Annotated in this window: 18 protein-coding genes and 1 pseudogene; 9 read left to right on the top strand and 10 right to left on the bottom strand. The window is 46.9% G+C overall.

All coding sequences use genetic code 11. From position 1 onward, the window contains the following. Positions 1-12: 12 nt before the first annotated feature. From JYE50_RS05665 to JYE50_RS05650, 4 genes are all read right to left on the bottom strand, one after another. Complete coding sequence (locus tag JYE50_RS05665) at positions 13-2211, bottom strand: TnsB C-terminal domain-containing protein (RefSeq protein WP_084094902.1); 2199 nt, start codon at positions 2209-2211, stop codon at positions 13-15. After that, positions 2192-2881 carry a PDDEXK family nuclease gene (locus JYE50_RS05660; RefSeq protein ID WP_084094901.1) on the bottom strand — a complete coding sequence of 230 codons (690 nt, stop codon included), beginning with the start codon at positions 2879-2881 and terminating at the stop codon, positions 2192-2194. The genes JYE50_RS05665 and JYE50_RS05660 overlap by 20 nt, the downstream gene beginning before the upstream one ends. Further along, entirely contained in the window at positions 2878-4524 is a 1647-nt protein-coding gene (locus JYE50_RS05655) for a hypothetical protein (RefSeq protein WP_084094900.1), read from the bottom strand. Before JYE50_RS05655 ends, JYE50_RS05660 begins: the two co-directional genes overlap by 4 nt. A gap of 127 nt (positions 4525-4651) precedes the next feature. Continuing rightward, positions 4652-5245 carry a LexA family protein gene (locus JYE50_RS05650; RefSeq protein ID WP_084094899.1) on the bottom strand — a complete coding sequence of 198 codons (594 nt, stop codon included), beginning with the start codon at positions 5243-5245 and terminating at the stop codon, positions 4652-4654. Positions 5246-5552: 307 nt separating this feature from the next. On the opposite strand from JYE50_RS05650, the gene JYE50_RS05645 reads away from it, so the two are divergent. Continuing rightward, the gene (locus JYE50_RS05645; RefSeq protein ID WP_084094898.1) at positions 5553-6752 is read left to right on the top strand and encodes a hypothetical protein; all 1200 of its coding nucleotides are present in this window, start codon (positions 5553-5555) and stop codon (positions 6750-6752) included. Positions 6753-7106: 354 nt separating this feature from the next. Here JYE50_RS05645 and JYE50_RS05640 read toward each other — a convergent pair whose 3' ends face one another. Together JYE50_RS05640 and JYE50_RS05635 are read right to left on the bottom strand one after the other, a co-directional pair. After that, positions 7107-7727: an SH3 domain-containing protein gene (locus JYE50_RS05640; RefSeq protein WP_179138230.1), complete on the bottom strand. Its 621-nt coding sequence runs from the start codon at positions 7725-7727 to the stop codon at positions 7107-7109. Positions 7728-7807: 80 nt separating this feature from the next. Then, positions 7808-8371 carry a TetR/AcrR family transcriptional regulator gene (locus JYE50_RS05635; protein WP_084094895.1) on the bottom strand — a complete coding sequence of 188 codons (564 nt, stop codon included), beginning with the start codon at positions 8369-8371 and terminating at the stop codon, positions 7808-7810. A gap of 120 nt (positions 8372-8491) precedes the next feature. On the opposite strand from JYE50_RS05635, the gene JYE50_RS05630 reads away from it, so the two are divergent. Together JYE50_RS05630 and JYE50_RS05625 are read left to right on the top strand one after the other, a co-directional pair. Continuing rightward, the gene (locus JYE50_RS05630) at positions 8492-9409 is read left to right on the top strand and encodes a DegV family protein (RefSeq protein WP_084094894.1); all 918 of its coding nucleotides are present in this window, start codon (positions 8492-8494) and stop codon (positions 9407-9409) included. After that, positions 9406-10002 (top strand): hypothetical protein, encoded by a 597-nt coding sequence (locus JYE50_RS05625; RefSeq protein WP_084094893.1) that lies wholly within the window; start codon positions 9406-9408, stop codon positions 10000-10002. Before JYE50_RS05630 ends, JYE50_RS05625 begins: the two co-directional genes overlap by 4 nt. Before the next feature lie 2 nt (positions 10003-10004). Here the strand turns inward: JYE50_RS05625 and JYE50_RS05620 are convergent, their stop codons facing one another. Both JYE50_RS05620 and JYE50_RS05615 read right to left on the bottom strand, forming a co-directional pair. After that, positions 10005-10703, bottom strand: coding sequence for a hypothetical protein (locus JYE50_RS05620; protein WP_084094892.1), 699 nt, complete (start codon positions 10701-10703; stop codon positions 10005-10007). Positions 10704-10768: 65 nt separating this feature from the next. Next, positions 10769-10996 (bottom strand): DUF4314 domain-containing protein, encoded by a 228-nt coding sequence (locus JYE50_RS05615; RefSeq protein WP_084094891.1) that lies wholly within the window; start codon positions 10994-10996, stop codon positions 10769-10771. Between the two features lie 7 nt (positions 10997-11003). Here JYE50_RS05615 and JYE50_RS05610 point away from each other — a divergent pair. The 6 genes and pseudogenes from JYE50_RS05610 to dapF all read left to right on the top strand — a co-directional run. Next, positions 11004-11249: pseudogene (locus tag JYE50_RS05610) on the top strand (type IIL restriction-modification enzyme MmeI); the annotation flags it as partial. A gap of 13 nt (positions 11250-11262) precedes the next feature. Then, entirely contained in the window at positions 11263-11451 is a 189-nt protein-coding gene (locus JYE50_RS05605; RefSeq protein ID WP_084094890.1) for a helix-turn-helix domain-containing protein, read from the top strand. A gap of 301 nt (positions 11452-11752) precedes the next feature. After that, the gene (locus JYE50_RS05600; protein ID WP_179138229.1) at positions 11753-12463 is read left to right on the top strand and encodes a GntR family transcriptional regulator; all 711 of its coding nucleotides are present in this window, start codon (positions 11753-11755) and stop codon (positions 12461-12463) included. Between the two features lie 70 nt (positions 12464-12533). Beyond that, the gene (locus JYE50_RS05595) at positions 12534-12977 is read left to right on the top strand and encodes a hypothetical protein (RefSeq protein ID WP_084094888.1); all 444 of its coding nucleotides are present in this window, start codon (positions 12534-12536) and stop codon (positions 12975-12977) included. A gap of 219 nt (positions 12978-13196) precedes the next feature. After that, on the top strand, positions 13197-13727 hold the full coding sequence (locus JYE50_RS05590; protein ID WP_084094887.1) for a hypothetical protein: 531 nt from the start codon (positions 13197-13199) through the stop codon (positions 13725-13727). Then, a complete protein-coding gene (dapF, locus tag JYE50_RS05585; RefSeq protein WP_084094886.1) occupies positions 13724-14557 on the top strand; it encodes a diaminopimelate epimerase in 834 nt (277 codons plus the stop codon). The genes JYE50_RS05590 and dapF overlap by 4 nt, the downstream gene beginning before the upstream one ends. On the opposite strand, the gene JYE50_RS05580 is transcribed toward dapF, so the two are convergent. Both JYE50_RS05580 and JYE50_RS05575 read right to left on the bottom strand, forming a co-directional pair. Further along, positions 14554-16167 carry a hypothetical protein gene (locus tag JYE50_RS05580; protein WP_084094885.1) on the bottom strand — a complete coding sequence of 538 codons (1614 nt, stop codon included), beginning with the start codon at positions 16165-16167 and terminating at the stop codon, positions 14554-14556. The two genes, dapF and JYE50_RS05580, sit on opposite strands and share 4 nt — an antisense overlap. Before the next feature lie 70 nt (positions 16168-16237). Beyond that, positions 16238-17149, bottom strand: coding sequence for a peptidoglycan-binding protein (locus JYE50_RS05575; protein ID WP_084094884.1), 912 nt, complete (start codon positions 17147-17149; stop codon positions 16238-16240). Between the last annotated feature and the right edge of the window lie 261 nt (positions 17150-17410).

The raw sequence follows: 17410 nt of genomic DNA, 5'->3' as shown, positions 1-17410 counted from the left end.
TCATCTCCTCTTTTATGTTGCTGAATCCATGTTCTTTCTTAATGCAATCATGCGTTGAGAAGCACTTTGGTTAAGCGTGTGTGAAGCTTCGACTTTGGGCAAGGGCTTGCTTTCAGCAATAATTGTACTTGCAGGTGCCTCAATGCACAGTGTAGTTGTATTTTCATTTTCCAACTCGTCTGCAATAGTATGGATTTTTGCAGTTGCTTCTTTTTCAAATATTGTATTATTTCTCATGAACTTTGTGCCGGGTTTAAACTTATGGGCAGAACGCGACAAGGAAATAGTTTGCTTTCCATGATATCTGGCAGCAACTTTCTGTTCCAAGCGCTTCCTCCGGTCATGGCGTTTTTTTGTATTTTCTTTTTCCCGTTTTTTCAAGTATTCATACAGAGTCGTATCAGCATAACTTCTGTATGCAGGTTTTAGATGTACTGGTGTAGGAACTCCATCTTTCAAGTAATAGACGTTTGCTATATTGCGAGGATCATATCGAACGGGGAACGGCTTTCCATTTTCACCCGCTGCCTCCATCATGTCAGAAAGTTCCTTGTTTTTTATGTCTGCATATTCCAAATCCCATTCTTTAATATGCAAAGCATGATTAGAAGAGATTGTTGATGTAACATCATCCATAAGTAAAGACCATAAAAATTGATTTTTGTTGATAATTGGAGTAGGAGCGCCATACCTTTCAATGCTGTACTGAAAAAGATCGAGGGGAGTAGTACCGATATTTTTCCTTCGCATGTCCTCTGTTCGTTTGAAGTTCAGGCGTGGCGTTTTTATGTAAGCAACAGTGAATTCAAGAATGATTTTAAAAAGTTGCTTTATTGTTAAGTGGGCCTTCTTTTCGGGGTGAGAGTTTGGCATTCCTGTTATATATCCATCATCTTCCAGAAGACTGGCGAGATAAGTATTAAGAGCCCCAAAAAATCGTTCAACATTGGGCTTGTACGAGCCACATCCAGGAGTTACAGGAACAGGGACTATGTCGTTCTCTTTGCAAAAACGAGCTGTGTTTATTGAAGTAAAGTCAGAGCCGGAATCAATACGCATACTTCTCGGCAAATATTGTGAAGGCCAGTCAGATTCACTCTCAAGGTGTACACCATATTCTTTACACAATTCCATTTTAGACCGCCCCAAAGATAGAACCATTGAAGTAAATGCTCTATTTGAGTTGTTATCAAAAGAAAGATTTATAGCAACAGGATGCCCAGTATAAACATCGATCATTACAGATAAAATCGCTTTTGAAACCGTGTCATTTGAAAACTGGGATATAAGATAAACAGGGACTTCCCAGTGGTCACTTTCGAAAAAATGCCCGGCTCCATGAGTGCAAGAGAAAGTGTCTCCATATTGCAGACGTCGTTCGTTTTTATATGCAAGAACGCCAATTTTAGCGGTTTCCCGTTCTCTGTATGTTGTGTTTTTTTTATACCAACTATAAAACTGAAAAAAAGTTGGAATAAGGGCGGGCGGAAGCAGTTTTACATCCAGATACAAAACACCTGCTTCATCACGGCTATAAAATGTTTGCAAGAAATACTTGCACATCATATCTTCATAAGCAGCAGTAGGCCCAAAAAAGTGTTTACTAAGAATTTTCTCCTTGTATTCATTAAAAATCGAAAGGATTTCAGGGTTATTTTGCGCAACAACTTCAGATTGCAGGTCTGCGTCTTTTGCCTTTGCTCCTCTACGGGCATAGGTTTTGTTTGGATCAAGATTTCGGTCTTTTGTTGTTTTGGGATACAATGCAGTTCTATCGCAGCCATTTTTCAGAAAGAGATGAATGATTTTCCAAGCAAGAACGCCTGAAATATTGTGCTTATGAATTATATCTTTAAGCTCCGGCTTGCTGTTTTTCCCAACAAGATCAAGATAGGTTGGCCCATAAGCATCAATTATGTCATTAAGAACAGCGAGGCGTTTAAGATAAATGGGATTGTTGTCGTTCGGAATGACAATATAATGATCGCCAGGGGTAACAGATACAGCTCCAATCAGGTATTCTGCAAAAAGATTTTCGGTGCTTTTAGTAATGCAACTAAGTTCGGAGCTGTATTTATCAAAAAGAACAACCTGACCATTGGCATGATCAACGAAAACAACAGAATATGTTTTATTTAGATATGCAACAACATCCCCGACATGAACCTGCAGTTTTAGTTTGCTTTGAACTTTATTTATTATAGATCCCATTTTTAACCATCTCCCCACAGCAGAGTATCTCAGACTCCATATCGACAACAATTTGCTTCGTTGCGATCAAATGCTTGAGGTAGCTTACATCATCAAATACTTTGCTTTTGTCAAAAAATCTTGTGACCATATCAATATTGTCGGCAAGAATAAAATTCTGTTTTGTGTAATAATCAAGAGACCACGACACGGGTCTTTCTTGCCATTCCCAGTATGCCTGTTCAATGGAAAGCCGCTGGCGCAAACGTTCTTTCTTTGGAGCAAATACAGCTTCCTCTGACGCTTTGAAACACACAACTTCAACGGAACCATCAGAATGAAAAACACGAAAATCAGATGTTGTGCATTTCTGTCCATTGCAAATCGCTCTTACTCCAAGTTTGTTTGCTATTTCAGTAGTTCCCATGACTTCTTTGCTGCTGTCTTTATACAGGACAACCTGCTCATTGATATCAAGAATACTATCGTCCCAACGATGAATAAGATACCATGCTCTCTCTCCCATAGAGAGACAGTGTACCTGCCTTCCGGTCTTCCAATCAATCAATATACTTCTGGTGCCAAGGGAAGAGAATTCAAAAGCTTTAATCCAAGGTATCCAGTCTTTTCCGAGTTTAGAACAACGGCCTTCTTTGAATTTTGTTTCATCGCTAATATGGTATTTACTCATGCGCCAACTACCTCCTCGTTATAATTGATTCTTAGAAATGGATATTTCCCTGTAGTACATTCCAGTTCATGATGTTTCTCAATGACTTCCATCAGAATGCGATGGCAATCTGCTTGGTTTAAAAGGCCAAACGAATTACGAGGTAACATAGGAAGCAACCTTCTGAGATCAATTTCAGTCACTTTCTTCGACTTGATTTCTCGAAGCACCGATTCACAGTAGCCGCTGAAGAGAGCGGCTTGATCGTTCTTTTTAATCGGAGGGCAATACTTTATATCTTCTGATTTGACTGGCAAGAACATATATATCTTGTTTTGAGATAAGTCATTTACGACTTCCTCATAGTTGAGCGTAAGAATTCGATGGCTGTTCTTGTCTAACATATATTTCTTAAACTGTTTACAGGGTGGCAATTCGTTATATCGAACAAAGCATTTCCCCTGATCGATGTGTGACAAGTAACAGTTCCCGTTTGTCTTTTCTTCTATCACATTACGAAGTTCATCGGTAGTCATTTTATTAAGTGTTTTGATGCAGTAATTAGAGTCGTTCCTCTGGTGATAGTCGTCAATAAAGGACTTTGGCGGTTCATAGTTTCTGTCCTCAAGAAAAGGAATGAACTTATCAAAAGACCCGACGAGATAGAGAAGGACACAAATCATGTTCTCTGGTTCATAGAGAAAGTAATTTAATGTTTCATCTTCATAGTAATTGTAAGTAATGCCGCTTGGATACCTGCGTACTTCAAGGCCCAAAAAATCGCTATCAATGTAGCCTTCGTGTATTATTGAACATAGTATGCGCCATGACGATACGCGGAGAGCTTTCTGCATTTGATAAACAGAGTATGTAAATGATGTAAGATCAATAGGGCGGTTTTCTTCTTGAACATATTTAATAAGGTCGTAGACAAAAGATGCATATTGAAGGTTTTCGGGCGGAATATGGGGATTTGCAACACGATAATCATTTCCCTGTTCCGTAATTCCGTCAGGAAAAACAACAAGTTCTTCGTTGTGAATAGGGCAGATGTACACATATGGGAAGTTATGAAACAAATGAGCAACAGGAGCGCCAAATGCGTTGATATCATCATTCATACAATGAGGACAGTAACGAAGTTCAGACCCATTCTGTGATTTGATTCTGTTTATGAAATCACATTTTGTGCATAGAATGTTGTCAATTCCTTGGAAATGGCAGAATTGATTGTATTCTTCGGTTATAGTGTCTCTATCTATTGGCAAGTCGAAATCAGTAATTGCTTTAAATTGTGCTTGTTGCGGTTTGCTGTAAAAGGCTGTGAATGCAGGAAAAAGAGTGTTGCCATATATTATCCGTCGTATATTCATGTCAGACTGTTCAGAACACAACATGTCGAGAGCGTAATCAATAGCAGCGTCCCGACCATACAAGGTTGGAAACAAGGCAGTTCTCGCTAACGATATTTTTCTATTCACCAGGCCGTTCCTCGTGAGATATTCTTTACGAAAGCTTAAAAAGGAGTCATAACAATTAACTTTGGCGAACAGATCCAACCATGATACAAGCATCATGCCAGGGTTAAGAGGCGGAACATTCAACAAAAAAACCACTTCCTTTTTGAAAATAATCCAAATAGAAGCGATTTTTTGTAAAACCATCGATTTTTATTTCAAATCGTGTATAATACATATAGATCGCTTCCTGTAACGAGGGGAGTATCTTTTCCCGGAATCAGCCGCAAACTGTACCGGGGCTGCCCAGAGTTGCCGCAAACAGCTCTGGGCTTTAATCTATCCGATGGATTACATACTTGACTACACCGTAAAGTGACCATTCATAATTGGGTCTGATGTCCGGATAAGCCGGGTTTTCCGCTTTCAAATACTGTCCTTTATCGTCCTTTGCCAGGGTCTTACATGTGGTTTCTCCATCAATCATGGCAATTACAACATCTCCCGGTTCGGCGTTTGGCTGTCTCTTTACAATCAGTTTATCGCCATTGTAGATTCCGCGCCCGGTCATGCTGTTGCCAGATGCGATAATAACGACCAAGTTGTGGCACATGCCTTCAAAAAGAGAAGAAATCAGATCTGCTCCTCTTTCCTCGACCGCTTCCGCCGGGTATCCACAAGAAACGGAACCAACGACAGACGGAGAAAATGGCTTCATTCCAACAATGGCAGTTCTCTTTTCGTCATCTTCGCATAGCCGTCCTTCTTCTTTGAGACGGTTGATGTCAGCGGTGATCGTTGCCATAGACGAATAACCAAGAGGCTCTCGAAGAATCCTTCTATACGTCGGAAGGCGACCGTATTCTTCAAAGTATGAACGCATGAATGTGTAAAGCTTTACCCTGCGTTCATGGTTGATTTTCCGCATTTTCAGACTCCTTTCTTGATTAATGGTGCAAATGTTCGTTTATATTATATCCAAATTATGGAGCTGCAGCAAGTGGGTAACTGATTACTTTATTACTGCGCTTTTATTATATTCTCGCTATGTGAATATAGCCATTACGCGTTTTTTCATGCGGGATTCATATTGTTTATGCTGGATTGATGTTGATCATGCGGGAAAGTTGTTGACCATGCGGGAAATGTATTGAAGTGAAGTATTAAAGCTTGTATACACATACAAATATGGATATACTTGTCAGTGATAGATGTCTTGATTGGAGCGATGGCCTATGAGCATTCATCTGAACCGCTACAAAGTTTTGGAGAGAGTCCAGAAAGAGAACGTTGTTTATACGAAGGCGGAATATATCGCGGAGCCAACTCGCTGCAAGGAAAAAAACTGTGATAGTCCGTATTTTGCGATATGGAACCCGGACTTGACTCCTCACAAAGTATTTGCGGTGCTTGACAAGCAGCCAACAGTTTTGCAAGTGTTTCGAAAACGCTGGCGTTGTAAGGGCTGCGGAGCAACATTTGGGGCAGACTATGAAGAAACATCCGAATGGAAAAACGGTATCAGCCCGGAATATCGCAATCTGGTTATAAATGCATGGATGAGCGGAAACTATAGATCAATAAGAAGCTGTTCAGCCAATTTTGGCATAGACGACTCAAACCTCGAACAATGGGAAACTGATCTTGCAGAAACATTTTATGATATTCAACATATTGACGGATATGAACAATTATACTTTGGTTCATTTTCCTGCGTCCATGATGAAACAAAGCATTGCGTTGTAGCAGAAACAAGTAATGGAAACGGCGGCCTGGTTGGTTTTGTTAAGGATTATTCAGAGAAGGGTTTTATCGACGAATGCAAACGGTTTGAAAACCGGGAAAAAGTGCGAAAAATACGATACGATTATGTTCCAGGTATAAACAAAGCATTACACGATGCGTTTCCTGAAGCGGAATTAGCTGTGAACCGACGTGAGTTACGACACGAATTTGAAAGATTATTACCTGAATACGATGGAGTGTCAGAATTATCAACACTATTACAGCCGGATAAAGACATAACCGACGAAAAGTTTATTTTACCGCTCCTACGCTGGGCAAATGGAATTCCAGACTCGGAATCAGGGAAGAAACAAGTAAAGAAAATAATAATGGAAATCAAGGGCGATATTTGCAATTCACGGCATTTCGCAGTCGAGAAAGCAGTTGTCGATACAATTCGAAGTGTTATAGACAAATGGGTTGGGAAAAAGGCATCATTCGAATCGATAATGCTGCATGTTATGTATGATAACGACATGTGGAGACAAAAAGTAAAATACGCAGGGAAAAGAACCGGATTTGTAATCCATAACGTGGTTGGGCCGATTGATCTGTATGAAAAAGAAAAAGACTTTGCTATACGGGAGGATATGGATATCAGAGGGTTTGAGATAACAGAAAAGGCACTTAACGGCTTACTCCCAGAATAAACACTCTTATCGTATTACTCAATACAATTTAGTTAATATCACTTTTTCGCAACAAGGTAAATAAACAGAAGAATTACAAGTATGAATGTCCCGATGCTTCCGAAGCAGGATCCAGAAGCCTTTTCGCCCGGGACTTCTTCTTCTATATCCATACCGCAGTAGTCACAGTATTCCTGATCGTCGTCAAGAATCACATGACAGCAGTAAGGACAAATTTCGGGATTCCTTTTCATAAACTCACCTCTAAAAGATATTATATTAATTAGGTTCAAAAAAAATATTTTCTTCGGGTTGCTGAAAAAATTAAAAAAATATGTAATATAATTAGTGGGATCCTTTTTTAAGGACAAATTTTCAATGAATCATATTGTCGAGAAGGTCATAGAAGATATGCCGGGCATATACCGTGATCTTGTCCAGTTCCGGTACCACCCGGTAAATGCGGAAGGGCTGATCCCGCAGCTGGCGTTCCTCTACCGTAGAAGAAACCGCCTGCGAAGCGGAGCCTTCCCTGTGATCAAACACCAGATAGGTGGTGGACATGTATCCGTGTTTTCCATCTGGCGCGGTTACCTCGTACCAGCTGCCGTTTGTTTTGGCCACGACCTGCACCATGGAACCGTGCTTATAGCTGGCCAGGATTTTGTATTTCGTGCCCGGCCCGGAACGGAGCCGGAGCGTGCCTTTCCGGGTTTCCGCACCGGAGAAATCAGTGTTCACCCGCCAGATTTCCGTTCCGCTGTCGTCGCCCGGCGCGGAGAAGTTCACGCGTGGCGTCATTGCGGCTGGAACTGGAGCGCGGAGGATGCAGCCCTCTACCAGCCGCTGCCATTTTCCGGCTTCATCGATGGGATGCACCAGTTGCAGTTCATATTCGCCGTTCAGGGTTTCCGTCACGTTCGCGGACAGCGGAGACAGGGTGCCGTTTCCGTTGGTGGAAAAGTCGGTGCAGTCGGCGGGATAGACACAGATCATGGGAATCATCTCCAATCCTGAAGAATTTAAAAAAGTGTCCTCTTCGGACACTGATCGATTATCTTAGGTGTGAGCATGCACTAAAGAATGTCCATATCGTTTTTTAGTACCGCAAACTGTTCTCTGATAATTTCAATAATCTCATCCGCGTTTTCCTTTCTGCCGCCTTTCAGCCAGGCAAGCAGGATGCTGATTGTGAATCCTGTTCTGACAGACACATAGTATTCCGTATGTGCCCGAGGCAAATTAGGAAGAACGCCGTATTTTTCTTCCAGAATATAAGCATTTTTCATGTGGCAGGTAAAAATGATGTCCAGACGATTGATCCTCATGAGTATTTCGAGGATTTTGTAATTCTGTATCCAGTAATTGACAAAATGCCGAGCCAGATCGAATTCGCCACGAAAGGCTGGCGGATGGTATGTGCTGAAAGCAGTATGAAATGCTTCATCGCATTTCCAGAGAAACACATCAGATATGTTGTCAAAGCAGCGATAAAAAGTAGTTCGCGCAATTCCTGATTTACGCTGTATATCAGTCACCGAAATCAGGTCATAGGATTTTTGATCCATCAATTTCAGAATACACTGATATATGAGTTCCGCCGATTGTGCTGATCGTTTGTCTTCCCGAATATGGTACATGCTATTCCTCCTGATGCGCTACAATTTTGTTATGACTGTAGCAGATGCCTGCGCTACTATTGTAGCGCAAAGTATTGAATGATACAATCCCTTTGTTGAAGCGCGAAGGGAGGCTTTGCAATGTTCACTCTTTCCTGTGAATCCACGGTAGATTTACCCTGGTCTTACATACAGTCCCGAAAGATCTCTGTGATCGAGTACTCCTATCTGGTAAACGATCAGGAGTATCCTGATGATATGGGAAGAAATCCAGACAGTATGCCTCAATTTTATCGCTTTCTGGAAGATGGCGTGATCCCGAAAACATCTCAGATTACAGAGATGGCGTATGAGGCATATCTCGAAGGACTCCTTCAGAAGGGTGATGTGCTTCACCTTGGATTCGGGACAGGGATGACGCCATCCATTCTGAATGGAATTGCAGCGGGAGAAAAACTGCAGGCGAAGTATCCGGATCGTCGGATTATTGTCATTGATACAACCTGTTCCTCTTCCGGTTATGGTATGCTGGTGGATGACGTTGCGGATCTGCGTGACGCAGGGAAAGACCTGGACGAAATTGTCGAATGGATCAAATGTCATAGCCGAAGACTGCATCATCAGTTTTTCTCAACCACGCTCAGTTATTATCGCCGCAGTGGAAGACTTTCCGGCCCTGCTGCTGCCATTGGCACATTGCTTAGTATTTGTCCGATCATGCGGCTGGACTATGATGGTAAAATTGTTGCTTACAATAAAGTCCGAACAAAGAAAAACGCGATTCTGCGCACAGCGGATGAAATGGAACAGCATGCTGACAGAGGGAAAGAGTACAGCGGGAAATGCTGGATATGCCATTCAAACTGTCTTTCTGTAGCAGAACAAATGAAAGCCGTCCTCCAGGAACGTTTCCCCAAAATCCACGGGGATATCCGCATTTGTGATATAGGCACGATTATTGCTTCGCACTGCGGGCCGGGAACTGTAGCGATATTCTTCTATGGAGATGAACGTCCCCAAATGAACGATTCATCAAAGAACGAAGGTGAACATGAATGAGATCTGCTGAACAAAAAAACGATATTTGGAAAGCCATCCGAATTATGACGGCTGCACCCATTCTGGCAATGGCTTCTCTCGCGTTGCTTTGGATACACAGGAGGAATGTTTTTTCAAACGTGCTGCAGTTGTGGGCTTTGATTGCTTGTCTTGGTCTCTTGCCGCTAATGGCATACCCGCTTCAAAGGTTCATACCGCATTTTAAAGATCAAGGTCGTATTGGGCAAAGATATCTCGCCATGATATTTGCGGTTGGAGGCTATATTCTTTCCATTCTTGTGTGCGTACTAAGCAATGCTTCACGTTCAATCTGGTTTTTCTGCCTTGAATACCTGTTGAGTGGAATCATAATCATCCTGTTCAACAAAGCTTTTCAACTGAAAATCAGCGGACATATATGCGGCGTAGTCGGGCCTATGCTATTATTGATTCAAAATGGTTTATGGCCAGCATTTCCCATCGGTTGCATCATTTTAGTGCTTGTTGCCATTGCAAGTTTAAAAACGAACAGACACACTATAATGCAGATTGTTGGCGGAGGCGTAGCGTCGTTGTTGGCATTCGTCATTTTATCATATCTGCTTGGTAAGTGACATTATAGATATCGCCAATTCGGCTTTATGACCACCTTCGTCACCGCTCCAGTCCAACTAATGGGATTCATCCCCGGCTTGAGTACCGGGAACTCTCCGGTCATATGGTCGTTCATCAGGGTGCTGCCCAGGTAGGCTTCCTTCAGAGCGCAGTCGAGAATGATGCTCCCGGAAATATCCTCCAGTTCCACAATGGTTGTACCCACCATGAGCGTAATGTCCCCGGAACCATACACCGTGAGGATCGGCTCGGAGTACACGCTTCCCGGATTCGTGATGATCGTCCCGGATGTGGTAACGGTGATGTCAGCGGCGGCATCGGCATAGAAAAACGGATAGCAGCGGAAGTTGACTGCAAAGGTACAGTGCGGATTGCCCCGGAGCACCTTTTCAAAAGGGATCTGGTTAGCGATCCGTGCTTTGTAGTAGCCGCCTGTCCGGTTGGCAAAGGTGACTGTTCCTGCTCCCTTCAGCCATGCGGCGATGGCCGGGATCTGCGCCGGATCAGAGATAAAACAGGTAGCGGTGAGGATCATATCGTCGTAGACGTCTTCGCCTTCCAGCTGTGTCAGGCTTCCCGGCCTGCCGGGCACATTGGTCTGGGTGCTTCGCTCAAGCGGTATGGTGATGGGAGGCTGCTCCGTCACGTGGATGCCGTAGATGCGGCAGTCCACCCCGTTCCAGAGAAAAAAGTCCTGCATGGTATTCCTCCAAATACGTCAAAAGGCCACCTTTTGACGGGTGGCCCTTTGGCGGTTGATTGTGATCAGTCGATTCTGCGGATGACGTCGATGCCGTGGATCGCAGCAAGGGTTGAGCCGTTTGACCAGGCGACATGAATGCCGCCCGCGTCATCCACGAACATGACCTCTCCGGTCAGTCCGGGAACCATGTCCTTGCGCGGTTCCTCAAACATCTGAATAAGCTCCACGCGGCATCCGGTCGGGTAATCCTCCCGGAGCTTTTTCAGCATCTCCGGCCTGATCTGCATCATGAATGGCCAGCGGCAAAAGATTGAAGAAACTGCCCAGATGATTCTGGACGCTCGTTCCAAATATCCGAACAGCAGCCTCGCGGATCTGTACGATGAATTGACCATGCCACCAGAACTGCGTACCGCCCACCAGAAGAACGACCGTGCTGTTATGGAAGCCTATGGATTCTGGGGCAAACTGAATTCTGAATCCGAGTGCGTTGCGGAACTGATGAAAATGTACCAGGCTATGACCGCAAAGGCAGAGGGCTGAGAGGAGAAGCAGTATGGATAATAAAAGATTCCTGAATGCAACAGACGTTGCCGAATACTTGGGTGTGTCAGAATCAAAAGCATATAAAATCATACAAACTCTTAACAAGGAGTTGAAAGAGAAAGGTTTCATTACTATAGCCGGGAAAATATCCAGAGTATATTTTCTTGAGAGAGTGTACGCAGGCGAAAAAGATAAATAAACTTATTAACAGAATAATTACAATGGAAAAATCTGTTAACGGGATAATTACAATGGAAATTATCTTGTTAACAGGATAATTACAATGGAAATTGGAAAAACAGTCCTTGTTAACAGGATAATTACAATGAACATGCAACATATTAACGGGATAATTGCAATATTAACGAGATAATTACAATCCGACACAGATCAGCACGTCATTTGATTTCCTGCCGGAGAAGTGGTAATATTGTTATGTTGTATTGAAATGTATCAATACATATTGACAAATGATCCCAGAGATCCGGAAGGTGTTATTCATGAAGAATTTACAGGCAGAAAGCTACAGCCCGCTGTATCATCAGCTGATGACGCGGATCAGGGCGGACATTGAGCAGGGAACCTATCCCATCGGCAGCAAGATCCCGCCGGAACACGAACTGGAACGGCTGTACCAGGTCAGCCGGGTGACAGTGCGCCGCGCGCTGGCGGAGCTGACCACGGAAGGCCTGCTGGAGCGGAAACAGGGAAAGGGGACCTTTGTGGCCTCGCCCAGGGGAAGCCTGCCGCTGAAAAGCCTGCATACCTTCCATGATTCCTGCAAGATGAACAAAATGCGTCCCTCCATCGATGTGATCCATGTGAAGGAAACGGATGCAGACGCTGACGCTGCGGAGGAACTGAATATGAGCCGGGGCGGAAAGGTGCTCGAAGTCCTGCGGGTGTGCAGGGGAGACGGCGTGCCGGTGGTGCTGGAACGGAATCACTTCTCCATGGCCTATGCCTGGCTGCAGGACCAGGACCTGACTGGAAGCCTTTACGGAATTCTGCGGGAATACGGTGTGGAACCGAAACTGGCGCTGCATGACGTTTCGATCCACTATGCCAGTGAAGAGGAAGCAAAGATACTGGAAATGGAGACAGGAGCTCCGCTGATCCGGCTGCATGAGGTGATCTACGACCAGCGGGGACGGCCCCTGCATACCAATGTCCAGCTGATCCGCGGTGATCGTTTTGTGTTCACTATCTGATAATCCCGGGAAGATTATTGAGTCAAAAGATTCGAATATGGTACAATTCAGGGGGAAGGGAGGCGTTTATATGGAAGAAGAAAAGACCCTCACTGCTGAGAAAACGAAGAAACCCACCCTGTGGGACGGCGCCCTGAAAATGGTCAAGGGCGAGAATACAAACCAGCTGATCGAACAGTTTACAGCGGAAATGACCCTCGTGGCGGAAGGCCTGTGCGAGGACCAGACCCGGCTGCGCAAGGAAGTGGACGGGATCGCCGCCCAGGAGGATAAGCGCATCCAGAAGCTGGAGAGCAGCATCGACGTGCTGGAGACTTCCCTTGAGGAAGAACGCCGGGAGCAGGATAAGATTGTGACAGAACTGCGGAGCCGCATTTCCCTGCTGGAAAAGCAGGCGAAGACAAGCGCGAAAGATAAGAAAAAGTCCGGCGGGATTATCAAAGGCATAACGCTGATCGTGAGCATCGCGGCAGCAGCGTGGATTCTCGTAACGGTGATCAATAAGTTTTTCTGATGGACACTCATAATGTTGTGAACGATTCGGCAATTTGGAACCGCAGCCGATTTAGCAAGGGATTCCTCGACTTCACTGCGTTCCGTTCGGAATGACAGCATGTAAGAATGCTTAACAGGAAAGAAAACACTATATAATTCTGAATTCTGAATTCTGAATTCTGCATTGAAGGAACAACAACCGAAGGCTGTTGTTCCTCTGGGCGGGAGGTGAGCCTGGATGAAAACGTACGAAGAACTCGTAAAAGAATACCGCAAGCGTCAGCATGATACCGTTGTGGATACGATCGCGACGGGACTGACTTATGTGGATGAGATCGCGGTGGATACGGGACTGCTGGAGGAAACCGGTCTGCTGACCGAACTGACCGAAAGCGTGTCCGGCATTCTGCCCTTTATGGTGATCTCCGTCAGTGAGGGATCGAAGGTTCTGCTTGGACGGAAACCGGGCAAAACAGGCCTGAAAGACGGCGCCTACCGCATGGTGAAGACCGGAGCGGCCATGGGCGTCGGAGCGGCTGTAACGGGCCTTACAGGCTTCTGGGCGGCCATCCCCGTGACCATGGGCGTACGGGCCCTGTTTGACCGCTACCGCAGCAAGGCGCTGACGGGGAAACGGGTGGAAGGACGCATTAAGCGCCTGCAGGAACTGAACAAGTTTATCCGCAGGGGACTCAAAGAAGAAGAAACCGAACTCCTGCCGGAAGTCACACCCGGCGCGGCAGTGGCGGCTACAGGAGAGATCAGATGAAGATTACCAAGATGCAGGGCCTGGGAAACGATTATATCTATGTAAACTGCCTGGAGGAAACGGTGGCGGATCCCGCGGCGCTTGCCCGGAAGATCAGCGACCGTCACTTCGGCGTGGGATCGGACGGCCTGGTGCTGATCATGCCCTGTGAGGAAGCGGATTTCCGCATGCGGATGTATAACGCGGACGGAAGCGAGGCTGAGATGTGCGGCAACGCGTCCCGCTGCGTCGGAAAGTATATTCATGACCGGGGCCTGAGCGACAAGACGGAGATCAGCCTGATGACCGGCGCAGGGATCAAGATCCTGAAGCTGGCCGTGAAGGACGGCGTCACCGAAACTGTACGGGTGGATATGGGCGAACCGGAGCTGGAAGGCGCGAAAATTCCGGTGAACGTGTCCGGAAATCCCGTTGTCGGGGCTGCCGTGGAAGCAAAAGGACAGCCTTTCCGCATGACCTGCGTGAGCATGGGTAATCCCCATGCGGTGATCTTTGTGGATGACGCGGACAGCTTTGACGTCCATGGCGTCGGCGCGGAGATCGAGGTGAACCCGCTGTTCCCCCGGAAGACCAATGTGGAGTTTGTGACCGTGAAAGACCGGACGCACCTGCGGATGCGGGTCTGGGAGCGGGGAAGCGGGGAAACGCTGGCCTGCGGCACAGGTGCCTGCGCCACACTGGTGGCCACTGTACTGAACGGTTTGTGCGACAAAAAAGCGGTCCTCGAACTGAACGGAGGACCGTTGACGGTGGAATGGGATACTGAAACCAATCATGTGTTCCAGGAGGGACCGGCCGAGTTTGTGTTCGACGCGGAGTATGACGCTTAATCCAGCAGCATGTTCAGCACGCCGCTGTCGGTCAGGTCATCCAGGAAACTCTGGCAGGCTGAAGTGGGCATCGCGTTCACAAAGGAAAGCACGCTCCTGAGGACCAGGGGAACCACCTTGTTCCGGAACTCCGCCAGCCGGGTTTCGTTGAAAGAAAAGACATTGTAATAAGTATCCAGGGACAGCTGCATATAATCCGGGATTTCCCGGGGTTCCGCGGGAACCATGGAGCCGCTGCAGCTGAAGATTTCTTCGGGTTCTGTCGGATCATCCGCAGGCTTGGGCTTGCGGAGGGAGAGCAGCAGATACCCGTCTTTTTTTGTTTCTCCGTGCAGGCAGAAGGAATAGTCCGGATAAACCTCTCCGAAGGTGGTGCCGGTCAGGTCAAAGGAGGAATCCGCCGGAAGCTCCTTGGGGAGGTTTTCGCCGTTGGCGTAGACGTGGAGCAGCAGGTCCGGCAGGGCGGCTACATCGTCAAAACCCTCTTCTTCGACATAGGAATCGAATTCCTCATCCTCATAATCGTAGTTGTAGTCGTCTTCGTATTCCTCGTAGACTTCCTCTACGATTTCTTCTTCCTCTTCCTCCGGTTCGATCACTTCCTCTTCCATGATCTCATCAGGAATATCCTCCGCTGCTGCATTGGAAGTTTTGGCTTTTTCGATGACGCCGTCCACAGGGATCTCGTAGCCTTCCTTGCACAGGTCGGCACGGAGCTCGAAGTTGTAGGTATCACCGTTGTCATTGCTGACCAGGGAGAGGGTCGGTACATAACCGTTCTCGGAAGCGGGAAGGTCAAGAAGCACAGACAGGGAATCAGATGTTTCCTCCCGGGAGAACAGTTTCTTTCCCAGTACGTTTTCCCAGGTGATGGAACCGTCGCTGACCGTTACTGTCAGCGGTTGGTTCATGGTGATCAGTTCATAATAATAGATCAGGTTGTCATAGAAACCTTTGTTGATCGCTTCAGCGGCCTGGCGGTTATCGGCGCCCTCGGCAAGGGCGTTGATCCAGCGCTGGACGTGCTCGTTGTATTCCAGGTCTTCATGCCACAGTTCCGCCAGGGTCTGGAACTGATCCAGGGTGACGGTTCCGCTTTCGGTGTAGTTTCCGATGGCTTCATCCCAGTGGGCGGACATGCTGGCGAAAGACCATTCCCAGACATAGGGGGAAAGGAAGGCAAAATAGGGAAGCGGAAGCCCCAGGGTGTTTTTCGCCTTGACGGCGAACTCCAGGGTGGCGGCCATGTTGAAGAAAATGACCTCATCCTTCAGCAGGGGGGAAGACAGGAACAGGCGTTCCTTTGTGCCGTAGAGACGGAACGGATAGGAAAGGGAGGGATTGTCTTTGAAATAGAGGACAGCATCCAGCTCCATACCGCGGGTTTCGTCACTCCAGGCGATGTTTCCCTTCAGGCCGAGGCAGTTTACCAGGGCCGCGTATCCGGACATCCTGGAACGCATGAGCTTTGGGAAGGCATCCGCGTTCATGGAGAATGACAGGTCAAAATCATAGCTGTGACAGCCGTCTGTACCGCCTTCAGCGGCGGCCGGGAGCACGGAAAACAGCAGGAATAACGCGCATAGCACGCACAGGATCCGCCTTGTCATGGCAATGATTCCTTTCATCAGGAAGTTGTTTTAACACTTTATTTTATCACACAGAAAAAGTGATTTCAAATCAGAAGTCTTCGTCATCATCCACAACGCCCCAGATATCCGGGTCGCTGTCATAGGCTTGTGTATACTCCGCGTCCAGTTTGGCCTGGGTCTGGAGGTTGGCGATGCCGTTTACCTTCAGCTTATGGGCTTCCTGGTAGGCCCGGACAGCTTCCACGGTGCCGTCACCGTAGCGGCCGGTGACCAGGGAGGGGTCCAGATAGCCCAGGTAGGCCAGCTTTTCCTGCAGGGTATAGACCTTTTCACCCAGGCAGCCGAAGGTCATGGTGATATCAGCCACGTCATGCACGGTGCCATAGCCCAGGATGGATCCGCTGTTCAGGTCATATTCATTGCGCTGGACAGAGGAGGGATTGTTGCCCTCGATCACGTGAACGGTGACATTTCCCAACCGGTCCCGGGTGCAGTATTCCACCATGGCCACATGCTCCGTGTCGGTGCCGCCGCCCCAGTTGAAGAAGACCCAGTCCCCGGGCTGGGGAATATAGTCTCCGGACTGGATGAAGGAATCGCTGCCCTTCAGCCATTCATAGCCCCAGCCTTCCACACGGCCCTTGCGGACCACATAGCGGCCCGCTTTGATGAACCAGTTTTTGCCCGTGTTGGAGGAGGTATAGTAGGGATAGACGCTCCGCAGAAGGGAAGTGCCGGTCCGCTGATCCACCTGGTCCACGCACCAGCAGACGAATTCCGCGCACCACTGGGCAGCGGGATCCCCGGCCCATTCACCGTACTTGGTTCGGCCGTGGTCTTCCGTGTAGCCCACTTCCTCCGAAGCGACCTCAAGCAGGGCCGTCACATAGTCCGGGACGTCCCAGGCAGGAGGGATGATTTCCTCTTCGGCGCAAACGGGTGTGAGGAAAAGCGCAAAGAGAAGGAGTAGGGAAAGGAAGCGTTTAAGATTACAATTCATAATTCATTCCGATCGTTGTTACCAAAGTTCCGTTCATTTACATTCCGGAACTTTGACAACTGTAGTATGGGGTTGTTACCCAGATCAAAGATTTGGACAACACCACAAATTCACAATTCATAATTGTTATTCCGGCGTTTCCTGTTGCGGGGTGAAATCAGAAACCGTCATGGATCAGATCTCTCCACGCGCATACCTTTGGTATGCTTGGTCGAGATGACACAGGGAGCGATGCTTCGTCCCTATCGTTCCCGGAAGATC

It is taken from the genome of Aristaeella lactis, from assembly GCF_018118585.1.
GTDB lineage: Bacteria > Bacillota > Clostridia > Christensenellales > Aristaeellaceae > Aristaeella > Aristaeella lactis.
The sequence above is the reverse complement of the archived record's forward strand: the minus strand, read 5'-3'. Positions and strand labels throughout refer to the sequence as shown.